Below are 16,438 nucleotides of genomic sequence, written 5' to 3' on the forward strand. Positions count from 1 at the left end.
GGGAGGGCTGACGCGGTATTCCAATGGAGCGGCGCTAAACTGGGTGGTTAACCACCGGCCCCCCCGGTGGGCGAACCATCCGGGGGAGTCGGCTTTGGCTAGTTTTCTCAGGGCCGGTCCCTAGCGGGGCCGGCTTTGAGTTTTTGCGCTTATGCGCACGCGTCCCGGGCCAGGTCTTCGGCATCGTCGCCGTAGTCGGCACCGGTGAGTCCGCGGCAAGCTGCGGTCAGCTCACGGCGGAAATCTGATGAATGGCTTGCGGCGAGGATGTCGCCGGCGAGTTGCCGGGCCATGGCCTCGCGGCGGGTGTACGGCAGGGCGCACACATCGGACACGCCGTCGCCGTCGCCGTCGTGCGGGTAGGTGGTGGGCCCGCCCAGCGACCGGTTGGCGCAGAAGCTCGGCCCGGTGATGACGCCCGAGTAGAACGGGCCGCCGTCGTTGATCGGCACTGCCGGAGGCGCAATCGTCATGCCCTCTCCGCAGGACTCGTCGCCCTCGCTGGCCGCACAGGCCGCCGCCACCAGCGCCTTGTACTCCGGGGCGAACTGCACTACCAGGGCCTCAACGGCGTTCTGGCGGGCGATCGCCTCGCGGCGGGTGTAGGGCAGCGAGCACACATCGGCCACGCCGTCGCCGTCAGAGTCGTGGGCGTACAACCGGGCGCCGCCCAGCGACATGTCGGCGCAGAAGTCCACACCGGTGACCACGCCGGAGTAGAACACGCCGTTGACAGGCGGCGCAGCGATCGGCAGGGCCTCATTCGAGGTGCCCGCCTCACCGTCGCCGACACCGTTCACGCCCCGCACCTCAAAGGTGTACGACAGCGCACCGGTGCCGCTGTTCAACCCGGACAGGGTGACGCTGCTGGCATCGGCCGCGGCCTCAGTCCAGTCGCCGTAGTCGCCGACGCCGATCTTGGTGCGGTAGTGCCAGGCAGTGACCGCCGAGCCGCCGTCATCGCCCGCGGTCCACGAAACCGCGATCTCCCCGTCGCTGCCCACAGCAGTAACCGTCGGCGCAGCCGGGGTGGTGGCCGGCGTCGCCGACGCAGAGCCCGCAGCACCGTCGCCCACGTCGTTGACCGCCAGCACACTGAAGCTGTAGGAGGTGCCGTTGTCGAGACCCTCAACCGTGTGGCTGGAGGCATCAGCAGCCAGAGCAGCCGGCTCGCCGTCGTCCACCTGCAAGTGCCAGGCAGTGACCGCGGAGCCGCCGTGATCGCCGGCAGTCCACGAAACCGTGACCTCGCCGTCGCCTGCGGTCGCAGTGACCTCAGGCGCAGCCGGAACAGTGGCCGGGGTGGCCGAGGCAGAGCCCTCAGCACCGTCGCCCACGTCGTTGACCGCCCGCACACTGAAGCTGTAGGAGGTGCCGTTGGTGAGGTCGGGCACAGAGTGGCTAGTGGCATCAGCAGCCACATCAGCCCAGTCGCCGTCGTCCACCTGCAACTGCCAGGCAGTCACAGCCGAGCCGCCGTCATCGCCGGCAGTCCACGAAACCGTCACCTCGCCGTCGCCGCGCTCAGCAGAAACCTCAGGCGCCGACGGAACAGTGGCCGGCGTAGCCGACGCAGAACCCGCAGCACCAGCACCGAAATCGTTCACAGCCCGCACCGAGATGGTATAGGCCGTGCCATTGTCAAGACCGGTCACAGAATAGCTGGCGGTATCAGCACCACTATCAGCAATGCCCATCCAAGCACCGTCACCAACCTGCACCTCCCAACCAGTGGTGGGACCGGCCTCGGCAGAGGTACCGGCCGTCCACGTCACGTCGACCTGGCCGTTGCCCCGAGCAGCCGACACCGAAGGTGCCACAGGAACCGTGCCCGGGGTGACCGCAGCCGACTCGATTGGCACGCTCGTGCTCACCTGGCTCACGGCCCTCACCTCGAAGGTGTAGCTGGTGCCATTGGACAGGCCGGTCACGGTATGGCTGGTGGTGTCGGCACCGCTGTCGGCGATGTCCATCCAGGCGCCGTAACCGTTGCCGGAACTCATGCGGTACTGCCACTTGGTGATGGCACTGCCGCCGGAGGTGCCCGGAGCCCAACTGAGGGTCACCTGGCCGTCGCCAGCATCAGCGCCCAATTCACCAGCGGTGGGAGCGCCAACCGGGATCACCGTATTCGACGTGGTTTCAGCACCACGATCGAAGGCGTTCAGTGCCCGCACCTGGAAGGTGTAGCTCGCACCATTGACGAGACCAGACACCACAACACCAGACTCAGCAGTCAGCCGAGCGGGAGCGCTCGTGCCCAGGGGTTCCCAAGCGTCGTAGGGACCGTCGCCCATGCGCTTGCGGATCTCATATCCCGTGACCGAGCCGTCGCTGTCTTGGGGGTTAGGCGGAGGCTTATCCACCGTAATGGTGACCTGGCCGTCGCCCGAGTCTGCCACCACCCGAGCAGGAGCAAGCGGTGCCAGGCCAGGTGTCGCCGGATTCGCCTGAGCCCTTGCACCGTTGCCAGCAGTAGAAGTGCCAGCAGCGGTAAGCACGTTCACGGCCCGAACCAGATAGGTGTAGGAAGTGCCGTTGGTGAGGGTGTTTCCGGGGGGACCGATGGTGTACTGGGTGGTGTCGGGACCGCTTCTTGGGATTGGAAGCCAACCGTCAGCTTGATTGTTCGCAGGGTCATCGTCCAGATTCTGACGAGGCGTAGCAACGTCACCGCAATTGCCGCTTTCTGTTTTTTGTGGAGGATTGGCAGCCCTCTGAGTAGCGGTTTGAGTCACTAACGTGCAGTACTCCCACCGGGAAATCGCCGGGCCACCGCTGCCACCCGAAGTCCACGACAACGTGACGCTCCGGTCGTCAGCAGAAGCGGTCAACCCCTGCGGTGCCGGCGGGGCAACACCCGGAGTAGCCGGCCTGGCCGTAAGGATCGGGCTAGACAGCTGCCGCTGGGTGTTGAGGGCGCGGATCCTGAAGGTGTGTGGCACCCCGTTCTCCAAACCGTCAACGACCAGTGCGGTGCCGCCATTGAATTGAGCAGCGTTAGTGTTGAACGTCCAGTTACCGTATTCGCCGTCGCCGACCTTATAGGAGTACTCCCACCGAGGAGTCACGCCTGCGGGGGCACCGGTATCGCCGGTCAAATTCAGTGTGACCTCAGTTGTTCCGGGAGCTGCATCGAACACTGGCGCCGTGCCGGCATTTCCAGCACCAGGCGTCCCCGGAGCGCCGGGAGCGATCGGAGCAGACTCGGTAGAAGCACCGGGAGCCTGACGGCTGGTGACGGCCCGAATCCTGAACGTGTACGTGGTGCCGCCCGTCAGGCCTGTGATTTCTTGCGTGGTGACATCCACATCACCAGCCGCTGCTGCGGCCGTCCACGCGCCCCACGCGCCGTCTCCGGTCTTCTGGGCGTACTGGTAGGCACCGAAGGCAGATCCACCCAAGGTCGATTGCCTCCACCACAAAGTGACGCTCGCCGTGCCAGGAGTAGTACCGGGGTTCGTGTTCGAGATGTACACGGTCCTAGGCGCAGACGGAACAGACGGAGCGAAAGTCGCGCTATCGGTTCCGGAGTTGAACCCGGGGTCGTGGGCGTTGACTGCCCGGACCACGAAGTGATGCACATCATCAGCCGAAGCCGGTGACGACGCCATGCCTGCTAACAACGCATTATTCAATGCCGTATCGCCTGCAAGCACCGTACCGGGCGCTGCGTCGGGATCAGGTCGGGGCAGCGTGACGCTGGTCATGGATGCGCAAGACGGAGCTGCGCCACGGGTGTTATCGCAGATATCCACCCAGCCCGACGTTTGTGCACCTGGCGTAGCGGCATCTACAGCATCCTCGCCGACACTACCCAGCGCATTGGCGTAGTTGTACTGCCACTTAGTGATGGGAGAGCCGCCGTCGCCGTCAGAGGCCCACGACAGGGTGACTGTGGCGCTTCCGCTGGCCGCGTCGTAGACGGGGCGTACGCTGAAGTTGGCCGGCGCCGGGGGCTTAGTACCCGGGTACACAGGAATGTCATCGGCAAACCCGGCAGGCTGACCGGCACCGGTGGCGTTGACAGCCCGAATCCGGAACAGGTACGCCGTGCCCGGAGTCAGACCACGCACGGTGTGGCTCTGCTGAGCTGTTGCAGTGGTGTCAGCTACCGACGTGGCCGGTATAGCTGTCCATTCCCCGTAGTCGCCAGCACCGGTCTTCTGGGAATACTCATAACGGATGATCGGGGAGCCGCCAGTAACGAGGGTGCCGGTGCCGTCGGCAGCAGTGTTGGGGGGAAACCACGTCAAGGTGACCGAGTCGGCCCCCGCGTCTCCTGCCACGTCCATGGGCCTGCCGGGAGGCATTCCGGGGTTCACAACCTCGCTTGTTGCGGGGGTGCCTGCACCGATTGCGTTTACCGCACGGACCTGGAACCGGTAAATGTTGGTGTTGCTCAAACTTCTAACGGTGTAGCTCGTGATGTCGGCGTTGCTGTCAGGGATGGCGACCCAAGGCTCAGCGTCGAAAGCAGTTGTAAGGGAGCCGGTGTCGGCATCAGTCTGCAAGCGGAACTGCCAGCCCGTAATGGGGGAACCGCCATTGCTGCTCGCCGTCCACGACAAAGCCACCTGCCCATTTCCGGGCACCGCGTTCAAAGACCGGGGACGCCCCGGCTCGGTGGCGATCGTTACGGACTGCGTCTCAGCCGCAGCCCCCGCACCTTTGGCGTTACGGGCCCGAACCTGGAACTGGTAAGCGACGCCGTTGGTCAACCCAGTGACAACGAAATCGGGGTCAGCCCCATCAAAATCAGTATCTGCAGTTTCAGCGTTACTACCGGTGGTAGCGCCAGAACCGATGATGGTGGCCCAAGGGCTGTAATCCCCGTCACCCGTCTTTTGCCGGTACTCGTACGACACGATGGCTGAATAGCCGTTTTCGCGGGTTCTTGCATTGGCAGCGGTGGCAGCAGCTGTCCAATACAACCCAACCTTCGAGTTGGCCGTCTCCGCTCTCAGGTTGGCGGGCGCGCCCGGAGTGGTCGACGGGCTGACCTCGCTGGCATCACCTGCAACTCCCAGGCCAGGGGTTGCGCTATTGATAGCCCGCACCGAGAAGACGTAGTAGTGGCCGTTGGTCAGCCCGGTAACGGTGTGCGACCTGGTAAGACGATGACTGCCCGCTATCGGGAACCAGATGCCTGAATGAGTGGTATCTCCGGCTGTTGTCCCCGTTGCGTACGTGTACTCCCACCGGACAATGGAACTGCCATTGTCGAATGTACTGGGGTGGGTGGTATCGTTCGCATCTGGGGTGGTGGTCCAACTCAACGAGACACTCCCGTCGACAGCTCTCGCCGTCACCTGCGGGGCATCGGGCGCCGTCGGCGACTGCGCGCTCGCCGTGGACAACGGTGTTAACAGCGTGGCGAGCAGCGCCAGGATGCCCAGCGCGGCCCACAACGTGACCCGCCGCCGGGAGCGGGGGCGCCCGCTACTAGTTAGGGGGGGGGGGGGGGGGTTAATCCCTATAGAACTCATTGCAGAGAAAGCTCTTTTTGTCATGGAGAGCACATTACTTCATTACGATCTGCTTACAACACTTTTCCAAAAAAAAGTTAAATCAGCTTCTCGACCCGAAACTCCGAACCTCAGCACCAGCGGGGAAGGATTAAACGCCGGCTCCCCCGGTGGGCGAACCATCCGGGGGAGCCGGGTTTGTTTTTTGTTTTCTCAGGGCCGGTCCCTAGTGGGCCGGCTATGGGATTGGGCCGCTTAGGCGCAGGCGTCGTTGGCCAGGTCTTCGGCGTCGTCGCCGTAGTCGGCACCGGTCAACACACGACAAGCCGTGGCCAGCTCTCGGCGGAAGTCCGCCGGATAGGTGGCTGCGAGCACGTCGCCGGCGAGCTGGCGGGCGATGGCCTCGCGGCGGGTGTAGGGCAGGGCGCACACATCGGACACGCCGTCGCCGTCGCCGTCGTGCGGGTAAGTGGTGGGCCCGCCTAGCGACCGGTTGGCGCAGAAGCTCGGTCCGGTGATGACGCCCGAGTAGAACGGGCCGCCCTCGTTGATCGGCACTGCCGGAGGTGCAGCGAGCATCTCCCCGCCGCAAATCGCCCCGTCCTCGGCGTCGCCCCCGGCACCGTCCTCGGCGATGGCGCAGGCTGCGTTCACCAATGCGGTGTATTCGCCGGGGTATTGGCCGACCAGCGCGTCCACCGCGCTCTGGCGGGCGATGGCCTCGCGGCGGGTGTAGGGCAAAGAGCACACATCGGCGACGCCGTCGCCGTCGGAGTCGTGGGCGAACAGGCGGGCGCCGCCCAGCGAGAAGTCGGCGCAGAAGCCGGGGTGGGTGACCACGCCGGAGTAGTAGACGGCGGTGGCGGGCGGCATCTCCACCGGCACGGCCTCGCCGGAGGTGCCCGCGGCGCCTTCGCCAACGCCGTTCACGGCCCGCACCTGGAAGGTGTAGGACAAGGTGCCGGTGCCGCCGCCCAACCCGGTGAGGGTCACGCTGGAGGTATCCGACGAGACCTCTGTCCAGTCGCCGTAGTCGCCGAATCCAACCCTCATGCGGTACTGCCAGGCGGTGACCGCAGAGCCGCCATCAACGCCGGCGGCCCAAGAGACCGAGACCTCGCCATCGCTGCCCGACGCGGTCACCGCCGGCGCAGCCGGCACGGCGGCCGGAATGGCCTCCGCAGACCCGGCAGGGCCGGCGCCCACATCGTTTACAGCCCGCACCCCGAACACATAGGCGGTGCCGTTGTCGAGGCCGCCGACGGTGTGGCTGATGGCGGCAGCATCCAGATCAGCCCACCCGCCGTCGTCTACCTGCAACTGCCAGGAGAGGACTGCGGAGCCGCCGTTATCGCCGGCGGCCCAGGTGACCGCGACCTCGCCGTCGCCGCCCGACGCGGTCACCGCCGGCGCAGCCGGCACGGTGGCCGGAGTGGCCTCCCCAGACTCGGCAGGGCCGGGGCCCACATGGTTTACTGCCCGCACCCCGAACACATAAGCGGTGCCATTGTCGAGGCCGGCCACTGTGTGGCTAGTTGTGGCGGCACTGCTGTCGGCGATGTCCACCCATTTGCCGTAGGCGCCGCCGCCGGCCTTCACGCGGTACTGCCAGCCGGTGGTGGCAGCGGCATAGCCGGCTGCACCGGGGCCGTCGGCGGCGCCTGGGCGCCACACCAGCGTCACCTGGCCGTCGCCCCGGGTTGCGGCTACCGCGGCGGGCGGCGGCGGAACGAGGGCCGGGGTGACCGGGCCCGACTCGAACGGCTCGCCGGCGCCGAGCCGGTTCACCGCCCGGACCTGGAAGGTGTACGCGGTGCCGTTGTCGAGGCCGGCCACTGTGTGACCGGCGGTGGCCGGACCGCTGCCCGGGATCGAAAGCCAAGCGCCGTAACTGCGGCCGGCCTGCTTTTGCCTATATTCCCAAAGGGTGATGGCCGAACCGCCGTCGCCTCCAGCCATCCAGGCGAGCGCCGCATGGGCGTTGCCGGGCTCGGCGCTCAAGGTGCCCGCAGGCGGCGGGCCCATCGGAGTGACCGAGGACGGCGCAGCCGCACCGCCCGGGCCGAAGGCGTTCACCGCCCGCACCTCCAACGTGTAGCTGATGCCGTTGGCAACGCCGGTCACCGTGGCCACAGTGGTTGCCTCTGAGCCGGCTCTGTCGGCGGCCTGCCAGCCGTCCCAGGCGCCGTCGGCGGCCTTCTTGCGGAACTGGTAGCCGGTCACCGGGCTGTCGTGCTCGTCGCTCGGGGCGGTAACGGTGACGGTTATCTGACCGTTGCCCGCGCTCACCTGCACTCTCGCCGGCGGGTCGGGCACCCTGCCCGGCGTCACCGCCCTGGTCTGCGCCCGAGTGCCCCAGCCCCGGTCGTTCCAGGCCCGAACGAGGAAGGTATAGGCCGTGCCGTTGGCCAGGCTCTCTATGGTGTGGCCGGTGGTGGCCGGGCCGCTGTCGAGGATATCTGTCCAACCCTCGCCGGTCTCGACGTCTCCACAGGGGTTCGCATTGCTCAGCTCGCACACCTGCCATTTGGTGATCGGCGGGCCGCCGCCGCTCGGCGTCCACGCCAGCGTGACACTCCGGTCGCCGGGGGCGGCTTGCAGGCCGACAGGCGCCTGCGGCACCGAGCCGGGCACGACCTCCTCGGATTCCAGACTGGGGCCGGCGAGCTCTGCGTTCACCCCTCGGATTCTGAAGGTGTGCGGTTCGCCGTTCTCCAAGCCATCGACGGCGACGTCGGCGAACCAATGCCCGGCATTGTTGAACGTCCAGCGGCCGTAGTCTCCCTCGCCCACCTTGTAGGAGTACTCCCACCAGGTGGAGGCGGTGATGCCCCCGATGTTGCCCGCATTCGCCGATCGCATCAAAGAAAGGGCCACTTGATTGGCGGTTGCTCTGGCGGTGACGGAGGGGACGGCGCCCACCACGTCGGCGCCGGGTGTCGGCGGGCCGCCGTGTGTATAGCCCGCCGACTCGGCAATGCCGCTGAGGCCGACAGCGTTCTCGGCCCGCACCCTCACCCAGTACCGTGTGCCCTGCACCGCGTTCTCTATCGTCGTCGAATTGGCCTCCACGTTCTGCCACCCGCTCCACGAGCTGCCCCCGGCTCGGTGTGACACCTGGTAGCGAAGGTGGACATCGGTGCCGGCGATATCGGTGTTGGTGCCGCCGTCAGAAGATGGAGGCCACCATACTCTGAAGCTGTCGGCGGCGGCGTCTTGGATATAGACGGCTGGGGGTGTCGAGGGAATGATCCTCGGGATGGAGGTGGAGGCAATGCCCGAAGGCAACCCAGCGCCGCGCTCATTCACGGCTCGGATCTGGACGTAGTAGGTTTCGCCGGCCACGGGATCGAGCTCTGGCCCGTCAGATCCGACGGGTATGCGCAAAGCGCCTAGCTCGGCTGCCGAGCGTGGCACCGTGACGCTGGACCTAGACGCACAGCCCGCATCCCTTCGGATGGCGGTGTCGCAGATCGCCACCCAGCCTTGGTCTTCGTAGAAGGTGCTCACATCCTCGGCTGAGGTGGAGTACTTGTACTCCCACCTGGTGACCGGGGGCCCGCCGTCATCGCTCGGTGTCCATCGCAGGGTGACGAATCTGATGCCCTTGGCCGCGTCGTAGGAGTCGGCCACCCTCAGAAGTCCCGGAGCCCTTGGCGCGGTGCCGGGATAGAACGCTTTGGCGGCAGTCGCCGCAGCGCCGCCGCCCACTGCGTTGACCGCTCTGACTCTGAACCGGTACGCCGCTCCCGCGGCCAAACCGCCCACTTCGTGGGAGCCGGTGTCGGGCCGGGATTCGGGGACATCCCGCCAGGGGCCGTAGCCGCCGCTCCCAGCCCTCTGGGAGTACTGGTACCCGACGATCGGCGACCCGCCGTCGTTGGGACGCCTCCACGTCAGCACCGCGGTATCGGTGGTCCCCTCTTTGAACGACACGGCGAAGCCGACCGGCTTCGCGGGAGCAGTCCCGGGTTGCACCACCCCCGTCGCCGCTGCGGCGCCCGGGCCGACATCGTTGACGGCGCGCACTTCGAACCGATAGGTCAAGCTGTTGTCCAGGCTGACCACGGGGTGGCTCGTGGTATCGGCGTGGCTGCCGGGGATCGTGACCCACGCGGCACCGTCCGCGATATCGGCGCTGCCCGTTCCCTGGCGGTATTGCCAGCTGGTGACCGGGGCGCCACCGTCGCTGCTCGCCGTCCATTTCAAAAGGGCCCTCTTGTTGCCGGGCTCTCCGACCAACTCCCGGGGCGGTCCCGGCACGGTGGCGACCACCAGAGGCCGGGTTTCGGCGGCCGCACCGGAGCCGTTGGCGTTGCGGGCCCTCACTTCGAACTGGTAGACGACGCCGTTGGTCAGCCCGGTAACAACGTGCCTGGCCGTCGCCGGGCCCGAGCCGACCATTACGGTCCACGGGGAGTATTCTCCGTCGCCGGTCTTTTGGCGTATCTCATATGAGGTTATGGGAGCGAACCCATCATTTCGGCCCGCACCCGAGGTGACCGCCGCCGTCCACATCAGCGCCACCTCCGAGTTCTCCGCCTTGGCCGCCAACCCGATCGGCGGCCCGGGAGTTGTGGACGGCGACACGGTTTCCTCTCCGCTTGCCCCGGTACCTGCCCTCGATATGCCCGGACTGCCGTTGCCTGCCAATGTAACGACCCGAACCGCGAACTGATAGGGGGTTCCGTTGGTCAGCCCGGCCACAGTGTGGCTGGTGGTATCGGGGCCGCTTCCGGGTATCTGGAGCCAGATATTGGTGGGAACGGGAAGGGTCTGCGTGTACTCCCATCGGATGATCCTGGCCCCTCCCTCGCTCGCTGGGCGCCAGGTCAGCGTGATGATCTGGTGGCCGGACTCAGCCACCACATCGGGGGCGCCGGGAACGCTTTGCGCTCCCGCGGCGGAGACTGGGGCTGCCAAGGAGGCCAGCAGTATGACTGCACCGAATGCGGCTCTCACCGAGAACTGCCTCCGCCGGAGGCCGCCACTGCCATCTAGCTGTTTCGCTGGAACCGCATCATCCACAATTTGAACATTTTAGGGGGTGGTGCTGCTTGCATGGTGGTCTGTACCACAGGCACCCCGACAGGTCCATGGCCTGTGTCTTCGACCCGTGTGCGCCTCTGTGAACTCGGGCGAGAGCGCAACCGGCATTACACCGGTTTAACGCCGGCTCCCCCGGTGGCTAGGCCAACCGGGGGAGCCGGGTTTGTTTTTTGTTTTCTCAGGGCCGGTCCCTAGCGGGGCCGGCTATGGGATTGTGCCGCTTAGGCGCAGGCGTCGCCTTCCAAGTCCTCAGGATCGTCGCCGTAGTCGGCTCCGGTGAGTCCGCGGCAAGCCGAGGTCAGTTCCCGAGCGAAGTCTGCCGGGTGGCTTGCGGCGAGGATGTCGCCGGCGAGTTGCCGGGCCATGGCCTCGCGGCGGGTGTAGGGCAGGGCGCACACGTCGGACACGCCGTCGCCGTCGCCGTCGTGCGGGTAGGTGGTGGGCCCGCCCAGCGACCGGTTGGCGCAGAAGCTCGGCCCGGTGATGACGCCCGAGTAGAACGGGCCGCCGTCGTTGATCGGCACTGCCGGAGGCGCAATCGTCATGCCCTCTCCGCAGGACTCGTCGCCCTCGCTGGCCGCACAGGCCGCCGCCACCAGCGCCTTGTACTCCGGGGCGAACTGCACTACCAGGGCCTCAACGGCGTTCTGGCGGGCGATCGCCTCGCGGCGGGTGTAGGGCAGCGAGCACACATCGGCCACGCCGTCGCCGTCAGAGTCGTGGGCGTACAACCGGGCGCCGCCCAGCGACATGTCGGCGCAGAAGTCCACACCGGTGACCACGCCGGAGTAGAACACGCCGTTGACAGGCGGCGCAGCGATCGGCAGGGCCTCATTCGAGGTGCCCGCCTCACCGTCGCCGACACCGTTCACGCCCCGCACCTCAAAGGTGTACGACAGCGCACCGGTGCCGCTGTTCAACCCGGACAGGGTGACGCTGCTGGCATCGGCCGCGGCCTCAGTCCAGTCGCCGTAGTCGCCGACGCCGATCTTGGTGCGGTAGTGCCAGGCAGTGACCGCCGAGCCGCCGTCATCGCCCGCGGTCCACGAAACCGCGATCTCCCCGTCGCTGCCCACAGCAGTAACCGTCGGCGCAGCCGGGGTGGTGGCCGGCGTCGCCGACGCAGAGCCCGCAGCACCGTCGCCCACGTCGTTGACCGCCAGCACACTGAAGCTGTAGGAGGTGCCGTTGTCGAGACCCTCAACCGTGTGGCTGGAGGCATCAGCAGCCAGAGCAGCCGGCTCGCCGTCGTCCACCTGCAAGTGCCAGGCAGTGACCGCGGAGCCGCCGTGATCGCCGGCAGTCCACGAAACCGTGACCTCGCCGTCGCCTGCGGTCGCAGTGACCTCAGGCGCAGCCGGAACAGTGGCCGGGGTGGCCGAGGCAGAGCCCTCAGCACCGTCGCCCACGTCGTTGACCGCCCGCACACTGAAGCTGTAGGAGGTGCCGTTGGTGAGGTCGGGCACAGAGTGGCTAGTGGCATCAGCAGCCACATCAGCCCAGTCGCCGTCGTCCACCTGCAACTGCCAGGCAGTCACAGCCGAGCCGCCGTCATCGCCGGCAGTCCACGAAACCGTCACCTCGCCGTCGCCGCGCTCAGCAGAAACCTCAGGCGCCGACGGAACAGTGGCCGGCGTAGCCGACGCAGAACCCGCAGCACCAGCACCGAAATCGTTCACAGCCCGCACCGAGATGGTATAGGCCGTGCCATTGTCAAGACCGGTCACAGAATAGCTGGCGGTATCAGCACCACTATCAGCAATGCCCATCCAAGCGCCATCACCAACCTGCACCTCCCAACCAGTGGTCGCAGCCGCATAGCTGGCCTCACCGGCCACACCGGAGGCACCGGCCGTCCACGTCACGTCGACCTGGCCGTTGCCCCGAGCAGCCGACACCGAAGGCGCAGGCGGAACGGTGGACGGCATGACCGCCGCCGAGCTGATCGGCACGGCGTTGCCCTGCTGGTTCACAGCCCGCACCTGGAAGGTGTAGCTGACGCCATTGGACAGGCCAGTAACAACATGGCTGGAGGTAGCCGGGCCGCTGTCGGCGATGTCAGCCCATGCGCCGTAGCCGCCGCCGGACTCGCTCTGGCGATACTGCCACTTGGTGATAGCACTGCCGCCACTGCTGCCCGGAGCCCAGGAAAGGGCCACCTGGCCGTCGCCGGCATCAGCGCCCAACTCACCAGCGGTGGGGGCACCAACCGGGGTGGCCGGATCCGACTCGATCTCGCCACCAGGACCGAAGCCGTTCACAGCCCGCACCTGGAAGGTGTAGCTAGCACCATTGGAGAGGCCGGTTACCGCTGCGCCATCTTGAGCAGATGGGTTTCTCCCGGTTGTGCCCAGGGATTCCCAGGCATCGTAGGGGCCGCCGTCTTGGCTCTTGCGAACCTGGTAGCCCACAACAGCGCCGCCGTTAGTGACCGACGGTGCATCCACCCTGATGGTGACCTGGCCGTCGCCCGCATCCACGATCACCCGTGCAGGAGCACCCGGTGCCCGACCCGGCGTCGCCGGATTGGCCTGAGCCCTGGCGCCTTCGCCGATGACATTCTTGGCCCGCACCATGTATGTGTACGAGTGGCCATTTTCGAGGAGAGCTGCGGGATTGCCGAGGGTGTGCGAGGTGTAGCCGGCATTACTAGTTGCAATCTCCATCCAACCATTCGTGCCTACTCCATCGGTGGCACCGCATTCGTTATTCGTGTCGTCATTCGTGTCCCTAGGGGTACCTGGATCGATATTCAGGAGGCAGTAGTGCCACTTCTGGATCGGTGGGCCACCGCTGCCACCTGAGGTCCAAGACAACGTGACAGTCCCGTCGCCCGCAGAGGCGGTCAGCCCCTGTGGTGCTGGCGGGGCAACACCCGGAGTGGCGGGGCGGGCCTCAAGGATCGGGCTGCTCAACTGGCCGTTGAGGGCGCGGACCCTAAAGGTGTGCGCCACACCGTTCTCCAAGCCAGCGATCTGCGAGCCATCAGTATTTGGGTCGTCGTCGGGTGGGGTAAATTGCTCGCCATTGTTGCTGAACGCCCAGCTTCCGTACTCGCCATCACCGACCTTGTAGGAATACTCCCACCGGGTGGTGTCAGAGGTGCCCTCTCCGGTCGTACCGACCATTAGCAAGGTGACCCGGGTTGTTCCTGGAGTAGCCGACAAGGCGGGAGAGCCCATAGTACCGGCGATGCTGGACGCACCAGGCGTCGGGGGAGCACCACCAGCGGTCTGAGGCGACTCGGCGGAGGCGCCAGCGCCGATGGCATTCCGGGCCCGAACCCGGAAGGTAAGCGGTGTGCCCGGCGGAGTACCGGAGGGAATCAGGTAGGTGGCGTTGAGATCCGTACCGTCGGCCTTCCATGCTCCATACGAGCCGTCTCCACTCTTTACAGAGTACTCGTAGTCAGTGACGGGGTTACCGCCCGCGACCGAAGCCGTCCAAACCAGGGTGATGCTATCAGTCGACGTATCTTCGATGTGTACGACGCCGGGTGCTGACGGGACGGTTACAGCAAACCTGGCACTGTCGGTGCCGGACTGGAAGCCGTCGCCTTCGGCGTTGGCTGCCCGGATCACGAAGTGGTGTTCGTCGTCAGTGGTGTCCGCTGACTTCAAGCCCTCGGAGATCGAGGTCCTCAACCCGTTATCTCGGGTATCCGGAGCACGGGTTGGCAACGAGCGAGGCAGGTCGACGCTGGTTCGACCCGCACACGTCGGATCTGGGCTTGTGCGAGTGTTCTCGCAGATTGTCACCCAGGGAGTGGCCGTATCGGCCAAGGCTGCCAACGTAGTAGCCGTCTTGTACTCCCACTTGGTGATCGGGGAACCACCGTCGCCGCCGGAAGCCCACGACAGGGAAACCGTGGCATTGCCGCTAGCCGCGTTGTAGACGGGGCGTGCGCTCAAGTTGGCCGGGGCCAAGGGCTTGGTGCCCGGGTATGCGGGGCCCGGCATCGCGCCGGCCATACCGGCACCGGTGGCGTTCACGGCCCGAACCCTGTACTGATACGCCGTGCCCGCGGTCAAACCGCGTACGGTGTGCCGCAATGGATCCGTAGCGGCCGCAGCAGATGCCCTCGTGGTCTCTTCGCTATCCAAGAACAGTTGGTTCGCCGGAATAGCTGTCCATTCGCCGTAGTCGCCGTCACCGATCTTCTGGGAATACTCGTAGCGGATGATCGGGGAGCCACCGTCATTGAGGTCGCTGCCACCACTCACAATGGGTGGGCTCCAGCTCAATGTGATGGAGGTCGCCGATGCGTCGCCCATCACGTTCGTCGGCATGCCGGGGGGCATTCCTGGGTTCACAACCGAGCTTGTAGCCGGTGAGCCCAGACCCGGCATAGTGGCGTTGGTCGCACGGACCTGGAATCGGTAAATCATGTCGTTGCTCAAACTGACCACGGTGTAGCTCGTGCGGTCAGGGTTGCCGGGAATGGTGACCCACGCCTCAGTGTCGAAATCGGTGGTAAGAGTGCCACCGTCCTCGGCTCTCTGAAGGCGGAACTGCCAGCTCGTGACAGGGGAACCGCCGTTGCTGCTTGCTTGCCACGACAAAGTGACCTGGCCGTTGCCAGGTGTCGCGGTCAGCGAACGGGGACGCCCCGGAGCGGTGGCGATAGTGACCGGTGTGGTCTCCGCGGCAGCTCCCGCGCCATTGGTGTTCCGGGCCCGAACCTTAAACTGGTAAGTAGTGCCGTTGGTCAAGCCGGTAACGGTATGGGTCGCGGTGTCAGCCATAGAACCGATGACGATGGCCCATGGGGCGTAATCCTCATCGCCGGTCTTCTGCTGGACTTCATACCCCGTGATGGCTGAGAAACCGTCGGCGGCTGTATTCGCGGTAGCCGCATTCCAGGTCAACACAACCTCCGAGTTATCTGCGGCTCCTCTCAGGCCAACGGGCGCGGCCGGCGTCGTAGACGGCGTGGCAGTGCCCGGGGTGAGAGCAGTCATATTGCCCGCACCACCGTTGCCCACACCGTTGACGGCCCGCACCTCGAAGGCGTATGAGGTGCCGTTCGTCAAGCCGGTGATGGTGTGCCGGGCAAGGTTGCGATTGCTACCGGGTATCGGGATCCACACCCCTGTCTGTGGGGTTGTCTGCTGGTACTCCCACCGGATGACCGTGCTGCCACCATCATCTCCTGGGTTCCATGTCAGCGTGACGTTCCCATCTCCGGGCGTCGCCGACGTAATTGTGGGAGGAGAAGGCACTGTTGGAACCTGCGCGCTCGCCGTGGACAGCGGGGTTAACAGCGTGGCGAGCAGCGCTAGAATGCCTAGCGCTGCCCACGTCGTTACCCGTCGCCGGGCGCGCGAATCCCCCACTGGGTCATGCCCAGCGGAGCGAAATCCTGAGAAAACATTTTTAGCCATGAGGGACAGACTACGAGGCTGGATGTTGGAAAACAAGCTTTTCGCCCCAAAGTCGCGAGGTTTCTTAACCATTCTGTAATGAAAGACGGGAGTCACCGAAGCGGCACCAACTGCGCCATGGCGTTATCCGCCGTAGCGTTATCGACGGCAATCATCAAAACCGTTCTCGCCGCGGGCCTCGGCCAATGCCTGCGACAGCATCTCTGAGCTAGCGGCAAGACCCCGCAGCGGCTCAAGGGCAGCACAACGTGGGCAGCCGTCTGCGGTTCAGCCCGGCCGCCTAGGCGGCCTCGGCGGGTGGCTCGATGTCGAGCTTGATCTCGATGCGGGCCAGGCGCTCGCCGTGCGCCAACAAGACGTCGTACACCCGATCGATTCTTTTGCCCTGGGCCTGAAGCTCACCGGTGAACTTGTCGATGAGCCTGACTTCGAGCGCCTGGAGCTGGCCGGCGAACTTTTCGTCCATGGCCCTGAGCTGGCCGGTGAACTTTTCGTCCATGGCCCTGAGCTAGGACAGAGGCGTGCGGTGTTGCCGGC

The 16,438-nt window shown here is 66.0% G+C and carries 4 protein-coding genes; all 4 read right to left on the minus strand.

The window, feature by feature from the left end; genetic code table 11:
- Positions 1-149: 149 nt before the first annotated feature.
- Positions 150-4,868, minus strand: coding sequence for a fibronectin type III domain-containing protein (locus ACOOGG_RS04360; RefSeq protein WP_420432659.1), 4,719 nt, complete (start codon positions 4,866-4,868; stop codon positions 150-152).
- 855 nt (positions 4,869-5,723) lie between these two features.
- Complete coding sequence (locus tag ACOOGG_RS04365) at positions 5,724-10,430, minus strand: fibronectin type III domain-containing protein (RefSeq protein ID WP_420432661.1); 4,707 nt, start codon at positions 10,428-10,430, stop codon at positions 5,724-5,726.
- A 308-nt stretch (positions 10,431-10,738) separates the two neighbouring features.
- Positions 10,739-15,973 (minus strand): fibronectin type III domain-containing protein, encoded by a 5,235-nt coding sequence (locus ACOOGG_RS04370; protein WP_420432664.1) that lies wholly within the window; start codon positions 15,971-15,973, stop codon positions 10,739-10,741.
- A gap of 208 nt (positions 15,974-16,181) precedes the next feature.
- Positions 16,182-16,400: a hypothetical protein gene (locus tag ACOOGG_RS04375; protein WP_420432666.1), complete on the minus strand. Its 219-nt coding sequence runs from the start codon at positions 16,398-16,400 to the stop codon at positions 16,182-16,184.
- Between the last annotated feature and the right edge of the window lie 38 nt (positions 16,401-16,438).

Source organism: Candidatus Poriferisocius sp., assembly GCF_965214065.1.
In the GTDB taxonomy this organism is placed as follows: domain Bacteria; phylum Actinomycetota; class Acidimicrobiia; order Acidimicrobiales; family Bin134; genus Poriferisocius.